The organism is Pseudomonas sp. Tul2A7, from assembly GCF_054790505.1.
Genome location: NZ_CP186499.1, coordinates 5,056,218 through 5,077,391 on the forward strand (window position 1 = coordinate 5,056,218; position 21,174 = coordinate 5,077,391).

At 59.1% G+C, this 21,174-nt stretch carries 20 protein-coding genes; 10 read left to right on the forward strand and 10 right to left on the reverse strand.

Annotated features, from left to right (window positions below):
• Positions 1-101: 101 nt before the first annotated feature.
• Complete coding sequence (locus tag ACOYXJ_RS22605; protein ID WP_460371541.1) at positions 102-662, reverse strand: hypothetical protein; 561 nt, start codon at positions 660-662, stop codon at positions 102-104.
• Between the two features lie 190 nt (positions 663-852).
• Between ACOYXJ_RS22605 and ACOYXJ_RS22610 the strand changes: the two genes are divergently transcribed.
• The gene (locus ACOYXJ_RS22610) at positions 853-1,218 is read left to right on the forward strand and encodes a hypothetical protein (protein WP_460371542.1); all 366 of its coding nucleotides are present in this window, start codon (positions 853-855) and stop codon (positions 1,216-1,218) included.
• A 32-nt stretch (positions 1,219-1,250) separates the two neighbouring features.
• Here the strand turns inward: ACOYXJ_RS22610 and ACOYXJ_RS22615 are convergent, their stop codons facing one another.
• Positions 1,251-1,886: a TetR/AcrR family transcriptional regulator gene (locus tag ACOYXJ_RS22615; protein ID WP_457462550.1), complete on the reverse strand. Its 636-nt coding sequence runs from the start codon at positions 1,884-1,886 to the stop codon at positions 1,251-1,253.
• A gap of 131 nt (positions 1,887-2,017) precedes the next feature.
• Here ACOYXJ_RS22615 and ACOYXJ_RS22620 point away from each other — a divergent pair, with 131 nt between their 5' ends.
• From ACOYXJ_RS22620 to msrA, 3 genes are all read left to right on the forward strand, one after another.
• Positions 2,018-3,235: an MFS transporter gene (locus tag ACOYXJ_RS22620; protein WP_460371544.1), complete on the forward strand. Its 1,218-nt coding sequence runs from the start codon at positions 2,018-2,020 to the stop codon at positions 3,233-3,235.
• Between the two features lie 173 nt (positions 3,236-3,408).
• A complete protein-coding gene (locus tag ACOYXJ_RS22625) occupies positions 3,409-3,699 on the forward strand; it encodes a hypothetical protein (RefSeq protein ID WP_460371546.1) in 291 nt (96 codons plus the stop codon).
• Between the two features lie 85 nt (positions 3,700-3,784).
• A complete protein-coding gene (gene msrA, locus ACOYXJ_RS22630; protein ID WP_102899013.1) occupies positions 3,785-4,291 on the forward strand; it encodes a peptide-methionine (S)-S-oxide reductase MsrA in 507 nt (168 codons plus the stop codon).
• A gap of 105 nt (positions 4,292-4,396) precedes the next feature.
• Here msrA and ACOYXJ_RS22635 read toward each other — a convergent pair whose 3' ends face one another.
• The 3 genes from ACOYXJ_RS22635 to ACOYXJ_RS22645 form a co-directional block, all read right to left on the reverse strand.
• The gene (locus ACOYXJ_RS22635) at positions 4,397-4,870 is read right to left on the reverse strand and encodes a DUF2059 domain-containing protein (RefSeq protein WP_460371548.1); all 474 of its coding nucleotides are present in this window, start codon (positions 4,868-4,870) and stop codon (positions 4,397-4,399) included.
• A gap of 175 nt (positions 4,871-5,045) precedes the next feature.
• Complete coding sequence (sseB, locus tag ACOYXJ_RS22640; protein WP_460371550.1) at positions 5,046-5,837, reverse strand: enhanced serine sensitivity protein SseB; 792 nt, start codon at positions 5,835-5,837, stop codon at positions 5,046-5,048.
• 228 nt (positions 5,838-6,065) lie between these two features.
• Positions 6,066-8,192 (reverse strand): TonB-dependent receptor family protein, encoded by a 2,127-nt coding sequence (locus ACOYXJ_RS22645; RefSeq protein ID WP_460371552.1) that lies wholly within the window; start codon positions 8,190-8,192, stop codon positions 6,066-6,068.
• Between the two features lie 187 nt (positions 8,193-8,379).
• Between ACOYXJ_RS22645 and ppk2 the strand changes: the two genes are divergently transcribed.
• On the forward strand, positions 8,380-9,195 hold the full coding sequence (ppk2, locus tag ACOYXJ_RS22650; RefSeq protein WP_460371554.1) for a polyphosphate kinase 2: 816 nt from the start codon (positions 8,380-8,382) through the stop codon (positions 9,193-9,195).
• Between the two features lie 238 nt (positions 9,196-9,433).
• On the forward strand, positions 9,434-9,658 hold the full coding sequence (locus ACOYXJ_RS22655; RefSeq protein WP_460371556.1) for a hypothetical protein: 225 nt from the start codon (positions 9,434-9,436) through the stop codon (positions 9,656-9,658).
• Positions 9,659-9,663: 5 nt separating this feature from the next.
• On the opposite strand, the gene ACOYXJ_RS22660 is transcribed toward ACOYXJ_RS22655, so the two are convergent.
• Positions 9,664-12,276 (reverse strand): bifunctional diguanylate cyclase/phosphodiesterase, encoded by a 2,613-nt coding sequence (locus ACOYXJ_RS22660; RefSeq protein ID WP_460371558.1) that lies wholly within the window; start codon positions 12,274-12,276, stop codon positions 9,664-9,666.
• 221 nt (positions 12,277-12,497) lie between these two features.
• Between ACOYXJ_RS22660 and ACOYXJ_RS22665 the strand changes: the two genes are divergently transcribed.
• The gene (locus ACOYXJ_RS22665) at positions 12,498-14,696 is read left to right on the forward strand and encodes an OsmC domain/YcaO domain-containing protein (RefSeq protein ID WP_460371560.1); all 2,199 of its coding nucleotides are present in this window, start codon (positions 12,498-12,500) and stop codon (positions 14,694-14,696) included.
• A 469-nt stretch (positions 14,697-15,165) separates the two neighbouring features.
• Here the strand turns inward: ACOYXJ_RS22665 and ACOYXJ_RS22670 are convergent, their stop codons facing one another.
• The 3 genes from ACOYXJ_RS22670 to ACOYXJ_RS22680 all read right to left on the reverse strand — a co-directional run bounded on the left by ACOYXJ_RS22670 (position 15,166) and on the right by ACOYXJ_RS22680 (position 17,243).
• Entirely contained in the window at positions 15,166-15,681 is a 516-nt protein-coding gene (locus tag ACOYXJ_RS22670; RefSeq protein WP_460371561.1) for a PaaI family thioesterase, read from the reverse strand.
• Between the two features lie 8 nt (positions 15,682-15,689).
• Positions 15,690-16,847 (reverse strand): GGDEF domain-containing protein, encoded by a 1,158-nt coding sequence (locus ACOYXJ_RS22675; protein ID WP_460371562.1) that lies wholly within the window; start codon positions 16,845-16,847, stop codon positions 15,690-15,692.
• Positions 16,848-16,994: 147 nt separating this feature from the next.
• Complete coding sequence (locus tag ACOYXJ_RS22680) at positions 16,995-17,243, reverse strand: hypothetical protein (RefSeq protein ID WP_150795687.1); 249 nt, start codon at positions 17,241-17,243, stop codon at positions 16,995-16,997.
• 169 nt (positions 17,244-17,412) lie between these two features.
• On the opposite strand from ACOYXJ_RS22680, the gene ACOYXJ_RS22685 reads away from it, so the two are divergent.
• From ACOYXJ_RS22685 to ACOYXJ_RS22695, 3 genes are all read left to right on the forward strand, one after another.
• Positions 17,413-18,057: an ATPase gene (locus ACOYXJ_RS22685; protein ID WP_460371564.1), complete on the forward strand. Its 645-nt coding sequence runs from the start codon at positions 17,413-17,415 to the stop codon at positions 18,055-18,057.
• A gap of 86 nt (positions 18,058-18,143) precedes the next feature.
• Positions 18,144-18,485: a hypothetical protein gene (locus tag ACOYXJ_RS22690; RefSeq protein ID WP_150795685.1), complete on the forward strand. Its 342-nt coding sequence runs from the start codon at positions 18,144-18,146 to the stop codon at positions 18,483-18,485.
• 835 nt (positions 18,486-19,320) lie between these two features.
• Positions 19,321-19,962 (forward strand): LysE family translocator, encoded by a 642-nt coding sequence (locus ACOYXJ_RS22695; RefSeq protein ID WP_460371566.1) that lies wholly within the window; start codon positions 19,321-19,323, stop codon positions 19,960-19,962.
• On the opposite strand, the gene ACOYXJ_RS22700 is transcribed toward ACOYXJ_RS22695, so the two are convergent.
• Complete coding sequence (locus tag ACOYXJ_RS22700; protein ID WP_460371568.1) at positions 19,959-21,152, reverse strand: GAF domain-containing sensor histidine kinase; 1,194 nt, start codon at positions 21,150-21,152, stop codon at positions 19,959-19,961. The genes ACOYXJ_RS22695 and ACOYXJ_RS22700 overlap by 4 nt on opposite strands.
• Between the last annotated feature and the right edge of the window lie 22 nt (positions 21,153-21,174).

Genomic DNA, 21,174 nt, shown 5'->3' on the forward strand with positions numbered 1-21,174 from the left:
CAACAGGGCAGTTCGAGCTGTTTTGGCGATGTCTTTGTGGACTGGAGGAGCGAGAGCAGTTTCGCGATCCATCGAAGCAAGTCCCGTCGCTAGAGGGGGACTTAATTCGCCAGCGAAATCAGCGTGTCGATCACATTAATCGGCACATAAATCAGCGTAATCCCCGCATACGCTTTACGCGACCGAGCCACAAACGCACCAATCGGCAACGCAATCATGATCACATCCAGCAAACCCCACAGCGCCAGCGGCGAGGCCTGAAACAACGTGACATTAACGATAAGCCCCAGGCACAGATACGAGGACAGCGACAGCAATGCATAGCGCCCATCCTGTTCGAAATACACGCGCAACCCGTTCTGCTCATCTTCACTGCGGCTCGGCAGCAACAACGCCGCCGTGACGAACAGCGACAGTGTCAGCATCACCAACAGTAGAAATTCGAGAAACGAGAAGGTCTGTTTCACCGCCGACAGTGCGTTGACGGCCCACCAGAATTGCAGCTGCATGGTAAACAGCATCACCGCCCAGACCAGCGCCACCCAATCTGGCTTGGCCACTCGGCGGATGCGGAACACCGTTAATACGCCGAGCAGCAGGCGGGTGACGGAGAGTCCGAGGATCATTGAGAGAACGGTGGCGACGATCGGGAAGTTGCTCATCTTGCCTCTCGTGAACTCGGTTCTGGCTGTAAGGGTGTTTTGGGCAGACTAGGTGGGGCCGGGAGGGTCGTCAAACGTGGCGGTGCGGTTGGGTTGGCAGAAATCGGCAGCGGATTCTTGCTGCGCGGAGGTAATGGATTAGGATGCCCGCAGGCTGGAATGGATCTTCTCGACTAAGGATGTATGGTTTATGGAATCTGCTTTTTCGCAAGTCACCGAGCGTTTGCACAACCGCCGGTTTTCCGTGGCGAATAACGCTCAGGGCTTGTCCGATGCACGCACGGTGTTTGAATACTTCGTCGAAGGCGCGGCGGTTTGGGGGACTTATGCGGGTGGGCATATTCGCATGGGCAACCAGGTTGGGCGGGTGACCGGGCCTGACAGTATCGAGCTGCTTTATCAGTGCATCACCACGGATGGCGAGATTCGCGCGGGTTGGTCGCGGGGCGTGGTGGGGGTTGATGAGGCGGGGCGGACGACGTTGCGGTTTGTGTGGGGGTGGTTGTCGGGGGCCGAGGGGGGCGGGGAGTCGAGTTATGTTGAGGTGGTCGCGTAGCCGAATGATTTTTAGGTACGCGAGCCCTTCAATTACGGCAAATCCAATGAAGTCTTACTCACGGCAGCTACATCCCACGTCCGCATCACCTGCGTAATCGCCGCATCAATACTCTCAATCGGCGTGTCATCCCGAGCAAGGATGGAAATCCCCTGCAGGAAACTGTCGAACACCGTCGCCATGGCGGCGGCGTTCGTGTCGTCCGCTAACAGTCCTTCACTCACACCACGCTCGACACACGCCACAATCCCCGCGCGGGTTCGGGCGCGGGAGTGGGTGAGGGCTTGCGCGACGTGGGCGTTTTCCGGGCTGGGCGCGCTCATGACGCCGAGGGTGACCATGCAGCCTTTGGGGTGGCCGTCGTCGCATTGCATGCGGGCCGACTGGCGCAGTGCGGTTTCGATGGCTTGGCGTGGCGGCAGGGTTTCGTCCCACAGGCATTCGGTGACTTGGGCGAAGGTCGTCAGGTAGCGCTGCACGCATTCGTCGAACAGGGCTTCTTTGGAGCCGAACGCGGCGTAGAAGCTCGGTGCGGAAATGCCGCCGCCCAGTTCAGCCTTCAACAGTGAAAGGGATGTCGAGTCGTAGCCGTGTTGCCAGAACAATTGCATGGCTTGGTCGACGGCGTCGTCGCGATCGAATGCGCGGGGGCGGCCGGTTCTGGCCATAGCAAAGACTCCTCGGAAAGTGATTTGGATACTAGTCGATACATAAGTCGTTGACAACGGGCCTCGGCTGCCGCCAGTATTTTATATCGATCGGTATTTAAGTCTGACATTCTGCTCATAAGGAGTTTCCCGTGACACCTTCATTGACTCTAACGGCGGCGCCCAAACGCCTGCCCATCGGCGCGCTGCTGGCGCTGGCCATGACCGGTTTTATATGCATCGTCACCGAAACCCTGCCCGCCGGGCTGTTGCCGCTGATCAGCGACGGCCTGGCGATTTCGCCTTCGATGGCCGGGCAGATGGTCACCGCGTATGCGCTCGGCTCGGTGCTGGCGGTGATCCCGATGACCATTGCCACTCGTGGCTGGCGTCGACGCAATGTGTTGCTGCTGACCATTGTCGGCTTTCTGCTGTTCAACTCGATCACGGCGCTGTCGTCGCACTATGGCGTGACGCTGGTGGCGCGTTTCTTTGCGGGGGTGGCGGCAGGGTTGGCGTGGAGTTTGTTGGCTGGTTATGCGCGGCGGATGGTCGAGCCTGAGCAACAGGGCAAGGCGTTGGCACTGGCCATGGTCGGTACGCCGATTGCCTTGTCACTGGGCGTGCCGCTCGGCACTTGGTTGGGTGGCCTCGTCGGGTGGCGCACGACGTTCGGGTTGATGTCGGCCCTGACTTTGATGCTGATCGTCTGGGTGTTGGTGAAGGTGCCGGATTATCCGCCGCAGCCTGCGCATCAGCGTCTGTCGTTGCGCCGCGTGTTGACCACGCCGGGTGTGCGGCCGGTGTTGGCGGTGGTGATCAGCTGGATGCTGGCGCACAACATTCTCTACACCTACATCGCCCCGTTTGTGGCGCCGGCGGGGTTGGCGGATCGTGTAGATCTGGTGTTGTTGGTGTTTGGTCTCGCGGCGTTGGCGGGGATCTGGCTGACGGCGAAACTGGTTGAGCCGCTGTTGCGCAAAACGGTGTTGGTGAGCCTGGCGACGTTTGCACTGGTTTGCGTGGTGTTTGGCTTTTTCGGGCGTATGCCGCAGGTGATTTACCTGGGCGTGTTGGTGTGGGGATTGAGTTTTGGCGGTGCGGCGACGCTGTTGCAGACGGCACTGGCAGATGCCGCCGGTGATGGCGCTGATGTCGCGCTGTCGTTGAATGTGGTGGCTTGGAACAGCGCGATTGCCGGCAGCGGGGTGGTCGGCGGGGTGTTGCTCGACCGCTGGGGCGTCGCCTCGTTTCCCTGGGCCATGGTGGTGCTGGTGAGCGTGGGGTTTGTTATTGCCTTCGGCGCGCGGGTGCACGGATTCAGATCGGGGCCGCGTGTTGCTGGAGCGGCCGCGGTTGCCGGGCATTGATGCCCGGGGCGCGCATTGCGTTGGCCCGAGGGCGACCATGGCACGCTTAGCGCTTTTGACCTGAATCTGAATGTCGTCAACGTCGGCAACCGGCCAGAACGTCTCATCTGAAACCGTGGCTTTGCAGCCATGTTATGGTCTCGAAACCAAAAGAAAGCCCACGGAATTCAATCATGGAACTGGTTCGACTCACTCCCGCGGAATATCACACCAACGACAGCTACTGGCGACTTTTCAAGGTCGCAGATGGCTCTGTCTATATCCTCGTCGAGTGTGAAGCGTCCTTTGTGGGCTACCAAGCCATGATCAAGCTCAACGCAGAGGAGTTGCGCGACTACCACGGTTTGGGCTGGCTATCGATTCAGCATCTGGCGAACCGGATCAATTATTTTGTCAGTGATTACAGCGGCCGCAGGATCACCGGGCCTTTGCTTGAGCAAGCCAATCAGCTTTCGACGCGCTAGTTCTGTTGGCACAGCCCCTTGGAATCCGCCAACCCGCCCTCATAACCATCGCTATACCCAACACCCCGAAGAGGAACGACACGCCATGACCACTCAAACCGAAACCGCCATCCTCGCCGGCGGCTGCTTCTGGGGCATGCAGGATCTGCTGCGGCGCTATCCCGGCGTGTTGCAGACCCGCGTCGGTTACACCGGCGGCGATGTGCCGAATGCCACTTATCGCAACCATGGCGACCACGCCGAAGCCATCGAAATCACCTTCGATCCGGCGGTGATCAGCTATCGACAGATCCTTGAGTTTTTCTTCCAGATCCACGACCCGAGCACGCCCAACCGGCAGGGCAACGACCTTGGACGCAGCTATCGTTCGGCGATTTACTACCTCAACGAAGCGCAGCGCGACATCGCCGAGGACACGGCTGCCGATGTCGACGCCTCAAAACTGTGGCCGGGCCGCGTGGTCACCGAAATCGAACCGGCGGGGCCGTTCTGGGAAGCGGAGCCGGAGCATCAGGATTACCTCGAGCGTATTCCGAATGGCTACACCTGCCATTTCATTCGGCCGAACTGGAAGCTGCCGAAGCGCGCGTGAGCGGTGCACGCCGCTCATTCAGCGCCACTTCAGTGGTTGCGAGGCTGAAAGAGTTTGCGACTTCGCGGGCAAGCCCGCGAAGAGGCGAGGGCTCATGGCGCCGTTTTAGCCCTGCGCTTGATCCTTCAAATCATCCAGCGCATCGATGATCGCCTCATCGCTGTCGGCCATTGCGTCTCGCATGTCTTTAGCGAGGGTGCTCTGGACGGCCATGAATTTTTCGGCCAGATCGCGGCCCTTTTTCGAACTCTGGATGATCGTCATCGCCTGCTCGGGATGCTGGTTGGCGCGAATCAGCAGGTCAAGCTCATCGTTGTTGAAGTGATTGGCATAGATTTCCACGACCATGCCCTTCAGGTCGTCAGGATCGATGTTCTCTCGCACAACGTTGCGAATCTGTTCGCGTTCGAGCATCGGGTAGCGGGAGGCATAACCGCTGGACGCGGTCTCGACCATGCTCGCGTATTGCTTGGTCATGCCACTGGACTCGACAAACGCCTGCGCCTTGTCCTTGTTACCCCCACAACCCGCCAGCGCCGCTGCGGCCAATACAGCCAGCATAAGTTTTTTCATGCTCATGAGCATTTTTCCTTGAATGATCTGTAAGTGCAGAGAGCGCCACAAGTGTCCCTGTCTCTCACTCCAAACAGTGTTTAGGGGGAATGTGGAAGTGATCGAAGAGTGTTGCCGTTAATGCCGACTGACCTGCTTGAGGCGGTCTCGCCCAGTACCCAAGGTCCGGGTGCATGTTCAATCACGCTTTGCCAAACCCGAGGAAAGAACGCAGTTTATTGCCCCACTTGCGCTCATAGAAGGGCGTGGTTTCCCTGAGAAAGTAATCACTCAGGCCAGCTTCACCTTGGGACACCCGGCACAAATCAACCGGCTCGCCCTGCGGTGCGGTATCCCCGGCAACATTGCCCGCCTCACGCATAACACGGTCAATATCGCCGTCCGCCTCGATACCCACGATCAAGTGCGGTTTTTCATCCTGCGAGGTGTCATGCATCAATGCGAGAAACGCGCGCTTCACATTGGGATGTTTGGCGAGCAACTGCGTGAGCGAATGGACCATTTTGGATGGGTATTCGGTGGGCTGGCCGAGCAGCACGTTGGTTTCTTTCTCGACCGTGCGTTGCGTGGCGGTCTGGCCAACGGCATCGGCGAGCAAATTGTGCACCTCTTGCGGGAAAAACTCTTTGCCGTACGGCGACTTCGGATTCAGACAGAGCAGGGCGCCCAGTGTGATTTCGAACAACGATCGGGCGGGTATTTCGAGGTAGGACTGCTCGCTGTCGATGGACTGTTGCAGTGTTTGCAGTGACGAGAAAAACGGGATGACCGGGGTGCCGTCCGGTTTTTGCCAATGGGCGATGCTGATGTTGCTGCCGGCTTCGAGATTGACGTGGCCGTCTGCTTCTCCGGCGGTGCCGAGAATGTAAACGTTCGAATTCAACAGGGTGTTGAAAAACTCGGGACGATGTGCCGGTTCGTCGGCGGCCCGTTTGAGGCTTTTTTCCAGCAGGTTTTCTGGTTGGGTATCCATGGTGTTCATCCGTGACTCGGTCTAAAACAGAGCAAAGCGTCGATCAGTTACATCGACGCTGGTTCGACTGACGCCTTCGCGGGCAAGCCCGCTCCCTCAGGTTTGCGGGTCGCTCACAAAGTCGCGGTACAGCGCAGATCATTGTGAGAGCTGGCTGGCCAGCGATGGCGGTGGATCAGTCAACTTCTTCGGCACAGCCTATCCGCCATCGCCAGCAGGGGGAAGGCTTCAGAGCAGGCTCCACGACACCCCGACATAAACCCCCATCCCTTCACCCGGCGTAGACCGTGCGGCATCCAGGCCTTTGTCGTCATACCCCGGCGTAACCGTGGCCGCGTAGTGCTTGTCGGTCAAATTGCGCATATCCACCCAACCCTGCCAGTCACCCTTCGGCGCGTTGTACCCCAGCGTCGCGCCGAACAGTGCGTAAGGATCAGCGTAATAACTGTTGGCGTAATCCACCGCAACTTTGGACACCAGTTGCGTATTCACCGCCGCAAAGAAACCCTGCGGCCAGTCGTAGCGCAATTCGCCCTGGTAGTAATGCATCGGCAGACCGGGTAAGCGGTTGTCACCAAAACGATCATCATCGCGATAGTGGAAGTCGCTGAAGGTATACGCCTGACGCAAGCTCAACTGACGGCCATCGGCGGCCGACCAGAGTTTGCTGTTGAGGCTCGCTTCGATGCCTTGGTGCACGGTCGGGCTGGCGTTGAGCTCATACGGTGTGACAGCGTTGGGATCCGGCAACACCGACAACAATTCATGCCGTACTTGCGCGTAGTACCACGCCAGGCTCCATTCGCCGACGGCGCTGTCGCCACGACCGCCCAGTTCCAGCGTGGTCGCGGTCTGGTTTTGCAGTTCGATCGGGTCTTTCTGCGTGCCGGTCGCCGCGCCGTTGCCAGCCGGGAAGCGCACGTTGGAGCTGTAGATCAGCGACCACGGGTGCGGCGCCTCGACCGCGCGGCTGAGGTTGCCGAACACTTGCAGGTCCGGGGTGATCTGGTAGCGCAGGCCAAGGCGCGGTGCGTAGTCCCAGTCGTTCATGCTGGTTTTGCCGCCGCTCTGCGGGTAGGTCACAGCGCTTTCGCGGCGGGTGTAGATGGCAGCGAGGCCGGTGGTCAGCCACAGGTCGTCGGCAATTTCCAGGTCGTTGCCAAAATGCAGAACGGTGTCCGACCCTTGATAGGTGAAGTTGCGCATGCGCGTGCCCGGCACGTAGCTGGCAGTGTTGCCGGTGGGGATGCGCACGAACTCGCTGGCGCCGTCGTTGGGCAGGTGTTTGGTCACGCGCAGGCCGACATTGCTGCGGCTTTCCATGCCGAAAATCGTGTCGCGGCGTTTGTAGTCAAACGTGCCGCTGACGTCGGTGTAAGCGACCTTCAAGCGGTTCGGGCCTTCACGCAGGTCCATCGGGTAGTCGTGGTAAACGAGGCCGGTCTGGATGCTCGAATCGTCGTCGATGTAATAGGTGGTCTTGTTGCCGATGAAGGTGCTGCCCGGCTGTTTTCGGCTATCGTCGCGCGCCACATAGGACGGGTTGGCCGCGCGAGGCGAGTGCTCGATGGAGTGCTTGGTCACGCGACCGGCGAGGTCGTTGTCGGTCTCGCGGTAGCGGATATAGAAGCGGGTTTCCAGGTTCGGGTTGAAGCGATAGCCGAAGTTGGCGATCACGCCTTTGCTCTCGCTGGCGGTGTGATCCTGATAGCCATCGGCGTTGGAGTCGGTCAGCGACACGTAGTAATCGAAATCGCCGAGCACTTGCCCGGAACTGACCTGGCGCTGCTGATAGCCGTGGCTGCCGGTGGCGTAGCGCACCTGAAGTTTCGGCGCGTTGTAGCCGGTGTGGCTGACGTAATCGATGGCGCCGCCCAAGGCCAGCGAACCGCGATCAAAGCCGTTGGCCCCGCGCAATACTTCAACGTGATCGACCCACAGCGGTTCGAGCAATTCATAGGGCGTGCCGCCCGGACCGCTCAGCGGCAGGCCGTCGAGCATGGTGTACAGCCCCGACGCGTGAGCGCCCGGTGCGCGGTTGATGCCTGAGCCACGCACCGAGATTTTCACGCCTTCGTTGCCCGCCGACTGCGCATAAACCCCCGGCTGATACGCCAGCACATCCTGATTGCTCGCCACCCGGCCCTGCAATGGCTGACGCATGTCGACCACGTTGGTGCCGCCGGGCACCTGATCGAGGCGGGCCTTGGCTTCCTCAACAGAGACATCACTGCCGTTGCGATCCTCGGCCGAAATCAGCACTTGCCCCAATTCCAGACCTTGAGTCTCGGCCATCGCCGGGCAGGCTAGGGCCAGGCCGAGCAGGGCGGTGGGCAGGGATTTGGACGACGGCATCGAAAAACTCCAGGCAGGCAAGAACGGGCAATGAACAGTGCGACGTAACAAAGAACGAACGAAACACATGGCAATTTGGCTTTTTGCCCGGCAATGGCAAACAGCACGGCATGAACTAACCTCACGTGTCTGGTGCATCCCGTCAATCAACAGTCTGTTTCTGCATTTATTGGAGAGGGCCAAGGTCATGGCAAAAGACAAAAAGAACGCCGCCAAGGCGCCTGAAACCCCGAAGTTGAAAAACAAGGATTACCTCGAGCAGTTGCGCAAGCTGCACGTCGAACTGGTCAAGTTGCAGGAGTGGGTGATCGCCAAGGGCGTCAAGGTCTGCATTGTCTTCGAGGGGCGTGATGGCGCCGGCAAGGGTGGCACGATCAAGGCGCTGACCGAACGCGTCAGCCCGCGTGTCTTCCGCGTGGTGGCGCTGCCGGCGCCGACCGATCGCGAGAAAAGCCAGATGCATGTGCAGCGTTATTTGCCTTATCTGCCAGCGGGCGGCGAAGTGGTGATTTTCGACCGCAGTTGGTACAACCGCGCTGGCGTCGAACGGGTGATGGGCTTCTGTACGGACGAGCAGGCTGACAAGTTTCTCAAGTCCGTTCCGTGGGTCGAACACGCCATCGTCCAGTCCGGGGTGATCCTGCTCAAGTATTGGCTGGAAGTCAGCCCCGAAGAGCAGACCCGCCGGCTTGAGGCGCGCATCAACGACGGACGCAAGACCTGGAAACTGACACCGATGGATCTCAAGTCCTACAGTCGCTGGTACGACTACTCACGGGCGCGGGATGAAATGTTCAAGTACACCGACACCGAACATGCGCCGTGGCGGGTGGCCGATTCCAACGACAAGCGCCGTGCACGGCTGAACATCATCAGCGATGTGCTCAGTAGCATTCCTTATGAGGATGTGAAACGCGAGAAGGTCGAGTTGCCCAAACGGCAGAAACCGGGCAAGTACCGGGAGCCGGATTATCCATACCAGCGGGTGGCCGAGAAGTTCTGACAAACCGCCCCAATCCCTGTGGGAGTGAGCCTGCTCGCGATAGCGGTGCGCCAGCCAACACATCCGCCACAGGCAATCCGCTATCGCGAGCAGGCTCACTCCTACAAGGTTCAGCGGTGTATCCATGATTGCTGATCGGCCAAGCCCTTTAGAAGCAAGCAGTCCATCCGTCGATTACGCTGAACCACTGTGATCTCGTGTCTTTCTATCAAGGAAGTCCCCCACGAGATCACCCCCGATGTTCGATCAGCGCAAACGAGAAAAACAAGAAAAACTGGCAGCATGGCGAAAACTGGCGACGCAGGCGCAGATGCGCCTGGACCCGGAAGAACAGTACGACGAACTGCTCAAGGCTGCCGATGAAATGGAGGAGCAAGGGCTGATCACCAGCGCCGAGTGGCGGCAGTTGGTACGTGATGCGGGCAACGTGTTTACCGCTGACTCGAGTCGAATAAACGGTTGAATCGCTCAAGTCACGCGTCCCTTCTTCGCTTTCAGGGTGGCGCCTCTGGAATCTTGTAGCAACCGCGCAAATGCTGCTTTGTCGATCGGCCGGCTCATGAAGTAACCCTGCACTTCGTTACATTGATCGACCCCGAGAATATCCAGTTGCTCTTCGGTCTCGACGCCTTCGGCGGTCACGGTCAGGCCCATGGCTTTGCCCAACCCGATGATCGCCTGCACCACCGCACGATCATTGGTGCCGCTGCTGATCGAGGCGATGAAGCGCTTGTCGATCTTGATCCCGTCGAACGGATAGGCGCGCAAGTAACCGAGCGATGAGTACCCGGTGCCGAAGTCGTCCATGTTCAGGCGCACGCCGAGTTCTTTCAGGGCATTCATGGTGGTCAGGGCGCCGTCGGTGTCATTGAGCATTACGTTCTCGGTAATCTCCAGCTCCAGGCGACTGGCCGGGAAGCGGGTTTGCACCAGCACTTCGCGAACATCCTCGACCACATCGCTGACGGCAAATTGCGCCGGCGACAGATTGACCGAGAGCAGAATATCCTCCGGCCAGCCCAGCGCGGTTTCGCAGGCTTCGCGCAGCACCCAGCGACCGAGCGGGACGATCAGGTCGGTCTGCTCCGCCAATGGAATGAACAAGTCCGGACCCAGCAAGCCCTTGGTCGGGTGTTGCCAGCGCACCAGCGCTTCGACCGAAACGATGTGCTTGCCATCGACCTTGTAGCGCGGCTGATAGTGCAGGATGAATTCGTTGTGTTTGAGCGCGTGACGCAAGTCATCCTCCATCTGCCGGCGCGTCTGGATCTGATCGCTCATGTGCGCTTCGAAATAACACCAGGTGTTCTTGCCCTCGGATTTGGCCTGATACAGAGCGATGTCGGCATAACGGATCAAATCGCTGGGCACATACCCGTGGCGTCGGCTGAGCGCGATGCCGATGCTGGCGCCGATATGCAGCGGATGATGCTCGAAGATCACCGGTTGATGCAGGCTGCCGATCAGACGGGTGCAGAATTTGTCGATTTCGTGCGGACTGTCCATGCCGTTGAGCACCACGATGAATTCGTCGCCGCCCAGACGCGCGACGATGTCATGCTCGCGGGTACATTCACGCAGGCGCACAGCGACTTCTTGCAATACGGCATCACCGGCCGGATGGCCAAGTGAATCGTTGATCGGTTTGAAGTTGTCGAGGTCGATCATCAGCAACGACAGTGGCGGCGCGTGCTCCTTGAGCAGCAGCGCTTCATCCAGATAACGCGCGAGTTTGTTGCGATTGGGCAGGCCGGTGAGGGCGTCGTGCATCGACAAATGCTGGATCTGCGCATGGGCGGCGACTTCGTCGGTAATGTCGCTGGCGGTGCCGCGATAGCCGATGACCGCGTATTTGGCGAAGATCGGCCGGGCGGACAACCGACAGTGGCGTTGCTGGCCGGCGTGGTCACGGTAGGTGCAGCGTAAATCACTGGCGTTGTTTTCCTCGGTGAGTTTCTTCAGCCACAGTTCCAGTGGCGTGGTGTCGCAAAACAGCAACTGGCCGATGTCTTGCCCCAGCCACAGGGTTTGCGGGTAACCGGTCACTTCGCTGAAGCGCGCCGACAGGTACGTCAGCGCCAGGTCGCGATCGACTTCCCAGATCCAGTCCGAAGCCGCTTCGGCCACCGCGCGAAAGCGTTCTTCGCTGGCTTCCAGCTCCCGGTTGGCGTTTTCCAGTGCTTGATTTGAGGTTTGCATGACGGCAAAACTCTGGTCGACGTACTGCGATGAACGCAAGGCGTGACGGAAGAAGTACGCGGTCAGCAGCATCAGCACCACAATCGTCGCGCCGAGTGGCGGCAGCAATGACCACAATAAATGTTGCCCGGGCCGTTCCAGATCAGCGACCAGGCTGTAACCGGTGCTGTCCAGCGGCACGCGAGGGCGGTTCGGGTCGAGCGTATCGTCCAGTGCCAGGGTCAGGTTATTCAAGCCGTAACCGCTGCCGATCAGGCGCAATTTGGTCGGCGTGAGTTTGTCGACGAACACCAGCACCGAAGAAGTCTGCGGATCGCCGAGTGGTCGCTCATCGTTGGGAATGATCGCTGCCGTCGACACCAGCGCCGGCCAGCCCTCGAACAGTGAATAGCGACTGACTGGCTTGGTCAGGTCACCTTGGCCCAACACTTGATCCAGTAATTCCGTGGCGCTCACCTGAACGAACGCGGACAGCTCGGCATCGACCATTTGCCCGCGCACCACCGCGTAACGGGTGCCTTCGCGGTTGAGGACGAACACGCCGTCATAGCCGTCACTGGTGAACAGGGTTTTGCCGAGGTTCTGCTCGGAGTAAGCCCAGTCGGTGTCGACCTGACCGCTCAAATGCTCGTAGGCGGTGGTCCAGTAGGCGTAGCTGGTGATGTAGTTTTTCGAGGCAGTGATGCGGTTTTCCAGCGCGCGAGCCGAGTAAAAGCCGGTCTTGTTGATCTCTTCGCTGTCCAGGCGCTCGGCGATACCCAGCAAAGCGACTGCCGCCGCAATTACACCGCTGACAAACAGCGCCCCGACCGCGAAGGCCAAGCGGCGGGTGACGGCGCTTTGGCGCGGTGGAAGCGGGGCTGCATAGCTGGAAAGGTCCATGTGCTCGTCCTTGATCCGCTGTCTTCTGAATCTAGAACCACGGCGCGGGCGCAATGTTCAGATTGTTCTCGGCGACTGCTCTGAAAGCGTAGTGAACCCCGCGTGATTTGTCTTCCCAAGAGCAGGACGCCGATCAGCGGCCAATCCCGAAAGGGCAAGACTTCCCGCGCAAAAACCGGATAATGGCCGCCATTCGTTTAGCCGTATTCTGGTAATCCCGCATGGAAATCAAGGTCAACTTTCTCGACAACCTTCGACTTGAAGCCAAGTTCGACGACTTCACGGTGATCGCCGATCAGCCCATACGCTACAAGGGCGATGGCTCGGCACCGGGGCCGTTCGACTACTTTCTGGCATCGTCGGCGTTGTGTGCGGCGTACTTTGTGAAGTTGTACTGCGACACGCGCAACATCCCCACGGAAAACATTCGCCTGTCGCAGAACAACATCGTCGACCCGGAAAACCGCTACAACCAGATCTTCAAGATCCAGGTGGAATTGCCGGCGGACATCTCCGAGAAAGATCGCCTGGGCATCCTGCGTTCCATTGATCGCTGCACGGTGAAGAAGGTCGTGCAGACCGGCCCGGAATTCATCATTGAAGAAGTCGAAAACCTCGATGCCGATGCCCAGGCCTTGTTGATGCCGGTTGCCGGCTCGGACGCAGGCACTTTCATCGCTGGCAAGGACCTGCCGCTGGAGCAGACCATCGCCAACATGTCGGGCATCCTCGCCGACCTCGGGATGAAGATCGAAATCGCCTCCTGGCGCAATATCGTGCCTAACGTCTGGTCGCTGCACATCCGTGATGCGCATTCGCCAATGTGCTTCACCAACGGCAAGGGCGCGACCAAAGAGGGCGCACTGGCCTCGGCATTGGGCGAGTTCATCGAGCGCCTGAACTGCAATTTCTTCTACAACGACCAGTTCTGGGGCGAAGAGATCGCCAACGCCGAGTTCGTCCACTATCCGGACGAGCAATGGTTCAAGCCGGGCCCGAAAGACGAGTTGCCGAGCGAGATCCTCGACGAATACACCCGGAAGATTTACAACCGTGACGGCGAATTGCGTGGCTCGAACCTGTTCGACACCAACTCCGGCAACACTCAGCGTGGCATCTGCTCGCTGCCGTTCGTGCGCCAGTCCGACAGTGAAGTGGTGTACTTCCCGTCCAACCTGATCGAAAACCTCTATCTGAGCAACGGCATGAGCGCCGGCAATACCTTGGCCGAAGCGCAGGTGCAGTGCCTGTCGGAGATCTTCGAGCGTGCGGTGAAACGCGAAATCCTCGAAGGCGAAATGGCCCTGCCAGACGTGCCCCAGGAAGTGCTGGAGAAATACCCGAGCATCCTCGCCGGCATCAAAGGCCTGGAAGAGCAGGGCTTCCCGGTGCTGGTCAAGGATGCGTCGCTGGGCGGTGAATTCCCGGTGATGTGCGTGACCCTGATGAACCCACGCACCGGCGGCGTGTTTGCCTCGTTCGGCGCGCATCCGAGCCTGGAAGTGGCGCTGGAACGCAGCCTCACCGAGCTGTTGCAGGGCCGCAGTTTTGAAGGTTTGAACGACTTGCCGCAACCAACGTTCTCCGGTCAGGCCGTCACTGAACCGAACAACTTTGTCGAGCACTTCATCGATTCCAGCGGTGTCGTGTCGTGGCGCTTCTTCAGCGCCAAGCCGGACTTCGAATTCGTCGAGTGGGACTTCTCAGGCCAAGGCGAAAACTCCAACGCCGAAGAAGCCGCGACGCTGTTCGGCATCCTTGAAGACATGGGCAAAGAGGTCTACATGGCGGTTTATGAGCACATCGGTGCCAAGGCTTGCCGCATCCTGGTGCCGGACTACTCGGAGATCTACCCGGTCGAAGACCTGATCTGGGACAACACCAACAAAGCCCTGCAATTCCGCGCCGACATTCTCAACCTGCACAACCTGAGCAAAGTCGGCCTGCGCAACCTCGCCCAAGGCCTGGAAAACAGCGAGCAGGACGATTACACCGAGATCACCACGCTGATCGGCGTCGAGTTCGACGACAACACGCCGTGGGGCAAGCTGACGATTCTGGAATTGCGCCTGCTGATCTGCCTCGCGCTGCAGAAGTACGAGCAAGCCAAGGATCTGGTCGAAGCCTTCCTGCAGTACAACGACAACACCGTTGAGCGCGGCTTGTTCTATCAAGCGGTCAACGTGGTGCTGGAGATGGAGCTGGACGAAGATCTGCAGCTGGAAGACTACGAAGCCAACTTCCGCCGGATGTTTGGCGATGAGCGTATGGATGCGGCGATTGGCTCGGTCAACGGCAGCGTGCGCTTCTACGGTTTGACGCCGACCAGCATGAAGCTGGAAGGGCTGGATCGGCATTTGCGCTTGATCGAGAGCTATAAAAAGCTGCATACGGCGCGGGCGAATTTGAGGCAGGTTTAAGCCGGTTTCACATCGGGCTCGGTGGTGAATTCACCCCTCACCCCAGCCCTCTCCCCAAGGAGAGGGAGCTGATCTGTGAGCTTTTCAAAATCCTAGTTCGGCTCGCTATCTCAGGTCGGCGTATTTCAACCAGACGCCTCGGTCAGTCTCCTTTCCCCAAGGAGAGGGCTGAGGTGAGGATTTTGCAAAACCCGAGTTCGGCTCGATATCTCAGGTCGGCGTATTTCAACCAGACGCCTCGGTCAGTCTCCTTTCCCCAAGGAGGGGGCTGAGGTGAGGATTTTGCAAAACCCGAGTTCGACTCGCTATCTCAGGTCGGCGTATTTCAACCAGACACCGCAGTCAGTCCCCTCTCCCCAAGGAGAGGGCTGAGGTGAGGATTTTGCAAAACCCGAGTTCGACTCGATATCTCAGGTCGGCGTATTTCAACCAAACACCGCGGTCAGTCCCCTCTCCCTCTGGGAGAGGGCTAGGGTGAGGGGCTTTGGCTTTTCCGCCCATGCGCCGCATCCGCCAGTTGCCCGGTATCGACCCGCACAAACACCGAATCACCCACTGCCGTCAGCACATCCCCGGCAAACACCTCACAAATCACCCGAGTCTTGCGCCCGACGTCACCCTCGACTTTCGCCCGCAAAATCAGCGGTACGCCCATCGGCGTCGGTTTGATGAACTTGATGCCAAGGTTGCCAGTGACGCAGTCGATACGCGGCAGGCTGCCAGGTTCGCGGTTCTCCGCGCGGTAGTGGTAGGCCATGGCCGTCCAGTTGGAATGGCAGTCGACCAGCATCGCGATCAGCCCCCCGTAGACCAGATCCGGCCAGCCGCAGTACTTGGCCTCCGGCAGGTGTTCGGCAATGACGTGCACGCCGTCTTCATGCCAATGGCTTTTGACGTGCAGGCCGTGCGGGTTGCGGCCGCCGCAGCCGTAGCAGACGCCTTCGGGGGCAGCGAGGTCTTGCAGAGGAGTATCGAGGCTGGACATGGTTTTTATTATCCTGGGATGGTGAGCCCGGTCAGGCGCAGGCGATTGCGTCCGCCGCGTTTCGATTCGTAGAGGGCGGCGTCGCCTTGTTCGATCAGTGCGGTGAGGCTGGCAGGCGGTTTGTCGAACAGGCTGGCGCCGATGCTGAGGGTCACGGCAGCGGTGGTGGGGAATGTCTGAGAGGTCGTGTTCAGAAACTGCTCGCGCAGTGCGTTGCCCAGTTCCATGACGCGCTCACTCGATGCGCTGCTGAGCAGGATAACGAACTCGTCACCGCCCAGGCGCGCCGTCAACGCATTGCGCGGCAACACCGAGCGGATCATCTCGCTCAAGGCGATCAACAAGCGGTCACCGGCAGTGTGGCCGTACTGGTCGTTGACCAGTTTGAAGTTGTCGATGTCGATCAGCAGCAGGGCGCCGGGATGCTCTGGCGAAACCTGTTCGAGCAGGCGCGGCGCGCGTTTTTCCAGAGCGCGGCGGTTGTACAGGGCGGTCAGCGGATCACGCTCGGCAAGGCGGGCGATCTGTTTTTCCCGGCGATAACGTTCGGTGCCGGTCATCGACAGGGCGATCAACATGATCGCCATTGCGCCTTCGACCAGGGAAATTTGAATGATTTCGCCACGAAACGCCGCCAGATCGATCAGTGTGCCGGGAATCACCACCGTCAGGGCTTTGGCCACGTAGAAAATTCCGTGACCAAGCAGAACATAACGCAGCTGCACCGCGCCGACGCTCAACGATTTGCCATGGGGACGCAGCAGCGAGCTGGCCTTGAGGGTCGCTAGCGCCACCAGCAGCGAATTGGCCGCCAGCATGACCTTCGACCACAGCGGCCCGTCTGGCAGCAACAGCATGACCAGCCAGGTGACGAAGATCAGGTACCAGGCCGGCGAAAGCCGTATCTGGGTGAAGCGCGCCACGCCGAGCAGGAACAGAAAATGCGCGGTCACCAGCAGCCCGTTGGCAAACCAGATGCCGATCAGCAGAAAACCGCTGCTGCGCAGCAGAGCCAGGGTGGAACCGACGGTGATGGTGGCGAAACCGGCGCTCCAGAACAGTAGCGAAGGCTCACGAATGCTGCGCCACTCGATCGCCAGATACAGCGCGGCAGCGGCTGCGAGGGCGATGGAAATGGTCAGCATCGTAGGTGGGTCGAGCGGCATTTCTGGATGAGCCTGTCTGATTGGCAGTTAGACCGGCGATTGTAAGCGTTCAGGGGATTTTTTCGCAGAGGGCGTGTTGCCGCGCAGACCACTGGCAGCGGGGAGAGCGCGGTTGTTCGCCGTCCCCCCAACCACGGCGCCAATCGGTCATCGCTCGGGCGCGAGCCAGGTGTCGACAACTCGACGATCCAGTTCTTCCCAGTAAGCCATACCCAGTACGCGGGTGGTGTTGAGCCCGCGCAGGTAACCGCGCAACTGATTGGCAGTGTCTGTGATGAGCTGCGGGTCGGTGAGGTCTTTGTCCAGCAGTATGCTTTCGTACTGGACCAGGTACTCGGCCACGCGCTCGCGGAAGTCGGGCAGCACGGCGTCTCGGATCAGGTCAAACGTTCTCAAGGAAGGTTCCTCATTGGTCTTTTTCTAGTTGTATTGAGTGTGTATCAGTCTGCACGTCGCGCAACTATTGCTAGAAGTAATAGTGACCATCAAGAAACGCAAGTTCTGCTTTGTCGGCAATCGGCGGAAAATTGCCTCCATCGAACACGCCGCTCAAGGAATCTGCGCGATGAAGACAATGATACGACTGGCTTTGGTCGCCCTGCTGACAGGCGGCGCACTGTTCACAGCCCCGACTTACGCAGCCGACGCCGGGTCGTGTCACTTGCAGACCATTACTGGCAGCAGTACGACCTTGCAGCATTCGCAAACCGTCGGTGTGTTGCTCAGCGAGAACACTCTGGACAACCTGCAATACCTTGAGCGTTACCACGACATGGCGGTCAACGGCGCAAAAGATGCGCTCGACTCGCGGATTCGCGAAGCCTTTGTCGGCAGTTCCGATCCGGAACTGGCCATCGACTGGCTGGTGAGTTCGCTGCAACAGCAGTTCTTGTCGGTGACTGTTTACGACAACCTCGATGCGCTGGTGCAGGCTCATCCGGACGTGGTGGTGAAGCTCGACACGTTCAATCGGCTATTGACCCAACGTAACAGCCTGGTCGAAGCGCGGTTCACCGCACGCTTCTATGACGCCGACCTGCAATACATCGGCAAGGCTGAAGGCGCCGTCGAGAAACAGTTGCCTTCGGTGTGGGTGCATAACCAGGCGGCACCGGCCATTGCTGCGCAGATCGACAGGCAGCGTGACTTGCAACTCAATGCCTTGAAGCAATTCGATGTGTCGCTCAAGGCGCTGGTAGCGTCGAGCTGAACACTTAAAACATAAATGGCAACGGCGGCTCCGTGAGGCTGGACCGTTGCTGGTTGAACCGAACCTTTATTTTCAGGATTTTACCGATGCGTCTTTTATTCGTGCCTGCCATGGCTGTCGCTTCTTTATTGCTCGCTGGTTGCGCTTCGGCGCCGAACAACCCGAGCCTGACTTTGCAGACCAGCAAGACGCCTGCGCAATACGCTGACTGTGTTGTGCCGAAGTTGCAGGGCAGTGCGCTGAAGCCGACGGTGTCGCAGACTCAGCGTAGTTACCGGATTGTGGTGCCGAGCAAGATTTCTGCTGACAACGTGCTGGAGGCGTACAAGGCGGGTAATGGCGGCAAGGTGTTTATCTACGAGCGGCATTTGTTGGCTTCGAATCTTTTGCCTTCGAGTTTTGAGCGGGCTGCGCAGGATTGCATCTGATTTTGCCCGTTGTGTGTATTTGACTGAGCTCCTTTGGTTGGCCGCAACCAACCAATTTTTTGCCTCGCGCCTTTATGTGGCTGCGGGGTTTTTTTTTGTTTGGGCTTGGCGGCCTTTGGACCGACCATGTTCTTGGGGTTTTGGGTGAATATCCATTGCTTTCGGTGCTGCGGCTGGCGGTTCCGCCCTTACGGCGGGTCACTTTTTCCAGACGCCGAAAAAGTAACCAAAAAGGCTTGCTCCTACGTGCGGCCCGCTCGCTGGGGCTCGGGGTTCCTTCGCTCCGGGATCGATCCGGGGGCAGCGCCTACGGTTTGCTTCGCTGCACCTCCTCTCGCTGTGTTTGGCTTCGCCAAACGGTCGCTACGCTCCCACCCCCGGATCAATCCCTCCACTCAGCCTTCCGACGTCGCCTTACAGATCAAGATCAAAAGCAGGCGAGCTGACACTCGGCCTATTGAGTGGTGAAGAGCGGGGCGTGGTCGGCTTTGGATTTGTGGTGGTGCTTCCCCTCACCCCAGCCCTCTCCCGAGGGAGAGGGGGCCGATCTGTGGGCTTTTCACAGCCTGAGTTCAACGCGGTATCGCACGTCGGCGTAACTCTCCCAAACACCACAGTCAGTCCCCTCTCCCTCCGGGAGAGGGTTAGGGTGAGGGGCTTTTGATCTGTTTCAGAATCTGGGTTCGACTCGATATTTCACGTCGGCGTACTTCTCGCAAACTACTCGATCAGTCCCCTCTCCCTTTGGGAGAGGGTTAGGGTGAGGGGCTTTTGATCTGGGCTATGCAGCCGGTTGTTGTAACATGCGGCAACTTCAATCTTGCGAGCAGCGGAAATGGATTCTCACTCGATATTGACCTTCACTCTGGTCGCCGCAATTGCCATCGCCAGTCCGGGGCCGGCGACGTTGATGGCGATCAACAATAGCCTCGCGCATGGGCAGCGCAGCACGATCTGGTCGTCATTGGGTAACGCCAGCGGTCTGTTCTGTTTGTCGGCAGCGGCGATGTTGGGGTTGGGGGCGTTGTTGGCCAGTTCTGAATTGCTGTTCAACGCGGTGAAGATCATCGGTGCCGGCTATCTGTTCTATCTCGGCGTCAAGCAGCTGTTCAAGAAAGGCCCGATGCTGCCTGAGGGAATCGAGGGGGAGGCGAGCAAGGTGCGGCCGACCCGCGGCAAGTTGTACAAATCGGCATTCCTGACGGCGGTGACCAACCCCAAGGCGACGATGTTTTTTACAGCGCTGTTCCCACAGTTCATTGATCAGGACGCCGCGCTGCTGCCGCAGTTTCTGATCCTGACTTCGATCTTCATGGCGTTGTCGGTGTCGTCACTGAGCGTTTATGCCGCGCTGGCTTCGCGGGCCAAGGGTGTGTTGACTCGTCCGGCGCTGTCGCGTTGGGTCAGCCGGGTGGTCGGGTCTACGTTTATCGGGTTTGGTGCGGCGATTCTGACGATGCGTCGGCAGACGGCTTAAACCCATTTGAATCGGGCCGGGAATCTCGCCACGAAGCAGGTTCCCGACTCGGCGCTCGAGGTAACGCTCAAAGTGCCGTTGTGTGCCATCGCTATCTGCGACGCGATATAAAGTCCCAACCCCAAACCCTCGCAACGCTGCCCGGCTTCGGCGCGGGAAAACGGTTCGAACAGCAGTGGCATCAGCTGCGCTGAAATCGGCGTGCCCTGATTGGTCAGGGAAATCACGATCTCGTCGTTTTCTGCACAGGCTTTGAGGATGATCGGTGCGCTGTTCGAGCCGTGGGTGACGGCATTGCCCAGCAGATTGGAAAGCAACTGGCTGATGCGCAACGCATCGCAATAGACGCCCGCCGGCACGTCCAGCTCATCGATGAAAATCGCTTGCGGGTGCGAGGCTTTAACCTCTGCGAGCGTCAATTGCAGGGTCTGCTGCAAGTCATCCACCAGCTTGCGCTGTACCGGAATCCCGCCGCCCAGTCGTCCTCGGGCAAAGTCGAGGATGTTTTCGATCAACACGCCCATGCGCACCGAACTGTTGCGAATTGCCGCAATCAGGTTGAGCGAACGTTTGTCTTCGGTTTTGCTTTCCAGCAAGTCGGCGCTCATGCGCACCGCGCTCAGTGGGGTACGCAGGTCATGGCCGAGTACGGCGATGAATTGCTCGCGCAGGCGCCCGAGTTCATTGGCGTTGTTCAGCTCGATCTGGGTCGCTTCCAGATGGCGTTGCGTGTCCAGGTTCATGGCGATCAATTGAGCGAACAAGGTCAATGTTTTGGTAATGGCCGGTTCGTCGATATTGGCCGGGACCGAGTCGATGGCGCACAGCGTGCCGAAGAAGTCGCCGTTGGCTTTGACGATGGGAATGGAAATGTAGCTTTCCAGCCCATAGGTTTTCGGCGTGTGGTGCAGCGAAAAAACCGGGTGGGCGCTGGCATGACCGAAGATCACCGGCTGCTGATGCTGGCGGATCTCGTGGCAGATGGTTGATTCGAGCACCAGTTCGCCACCGGGTTTGAGCCCGAAATCAATCGAGTCATCAACGGCGCACGCCACCCAGTTGCTTTCGGTGACCCGTGCCACCGCGGCGAAACGCATGCCGGTGAGGTGTTTGACCATGCTCAGGATGACCGGCACCGAGTCAATACTGCGAATGGCTTCGATGTCGGGTGCAAAGTCCGGGTTGGTCATGGGCGATGCTTCGAGATGAGTT

What these genes read in the sequence shown, in the direction of transcription:
- ACOYXJ_RS22605 (WP_460371541.1), bottom strand. Translation starts at nt 662, where the DNA reads ATGAGCAACTTCCCGATCGTCGCCACCGTTCTCTCAATGATCCTCGGA.
- ACOYXJ_RS22610 (WP_460371542.1), top strand. Translation starts at nt 853, where the DNA reads ATGGAATCTGCTTTTTCGCAAGTCACCGAGCGTTTGCACAACCGCCGG.
- ACOYXJ_RS22615 (WP_457462550.1), bottom strand. Translation starts at nt 1,886, where the DNA reads ATGGCCAGAACCGGCCGCCCCCGCGCATTCGATCGCGACGACGCCGTC.
- ACOYXJ_RS22625 (WP_460371546.1), top strand. Translation starts at nt 3,409, where the DNA reads ATGGAACTGGTTCGACTCACTCCCGCGGAATATCACACCAACGACAGC.
- msrA (WP_102899013.1), top strand. Translation starts at nt 3,785, where the DNA reads ATGACCACTCAAACCGAAACCGCCATCCTCGCCGGCGGCTGCTTCTGG.
- ACOYXJ_RS22635 (WP_460371548.1), bottom strand. Translation starts at nt 4,870, where the DNA reads ATGAGCATGAAAAAACTTATGCTGGCTGTATTGGCCGCAGCGGCGCTG.
- sseB (WP_460371550.1), bottom strand. Translation starts at nt 5,837, where the DNA reads ATGGATACCCAACCAGAAAACCTGCTGGAAAAAAGCCTCAAACGGGCC.
- ACOYXJ_RS22645 (WP_460371552.1), bottom strand. Translation starts at nt 8,192, where the DNA reads ATGCCGTCGTCCAAATCCCTGCCCACCGCCCTGCTCGGCCTGGCCCTA.
- ppk2 (WP_460371554.1), top strand. Translation starts at nt 8,380, where the DNA reads ATGGCAAAAGACAAAAAGAACGCCGCCAAGGCGCCTGAAACCCCGAAG.
- ACOYXJ_RS22655 (WP_460371556.1), top strand. Translation starts at nt 9,434, where the DNA reads ATGTTCGATCAGCGCAAACGAGAAAAACAAGAAAAACTGGCAGCATGG.
- ACOYXJ_RS22660 (WP_460371558.1), bottom strand. Translation starts at nt 12,276, where the DNA reads ATGGACCTTTCCAGCTATGCAGCCCCGCTTCCACCGCGCCAAAGCGCC.
- ACOYXJ_RS22665 (WP_460371560.1), top strand. Translation starts at nt 12,498, where the DNA reads ATGGAAATCAAGGTCAACTTTCTCGACAACCTTCGACTTGAAGCCAAG.
- ACOYXJ_RS22670 (WP_460371561.1), bottom strand. Translation starts at nt 15,681, where the DNA reads ATGTCCAGCCTCGATACTCCTCTGCAAGACCTCGCTGCCCCCGAAGGC.
- ACOYXJ_RS22675 (WP_460371562.1), bottom strand. Translation starts at nt 16,847, where the DNA reads ATGCCGCTCGACCCACCTACGATGCTGACCATTTCCATCGCCCTCGCA.
- ACOYXJ_RS22685 (WP_460371564.1), top strand. Translation starts at nt 17,413, where the DNA reads ATGAAGACAATGATACGACTGGCTTTGGTCGCCCTGCTGACAGGCGGC.
- ACOYXJ_RS22690 (WP_150795685.1), top strand. Translation starts at nt 18,144, where the DNA reads ATGCGTCTTTTATTCGTGCCTGCCATGGCTGTCGCTTCTTTATTGCTC.
- ACOYXJ_RS22695 (WP_460371566.1), top strand. Translation starts at nt 19,321, where the DNA reads ATGGATTCTCACTCGATATTGACCTTCACTCTGGTCGCCGCAATTGCC.
- ACOYXJ_RS22700 (WP_460371568.1), bottom strand. Translation starts at nt 21,152, where the DNA reads ATGACCAACCCGGACTTTGCACCCGACATCGAAGCCATTCGCAGTATT.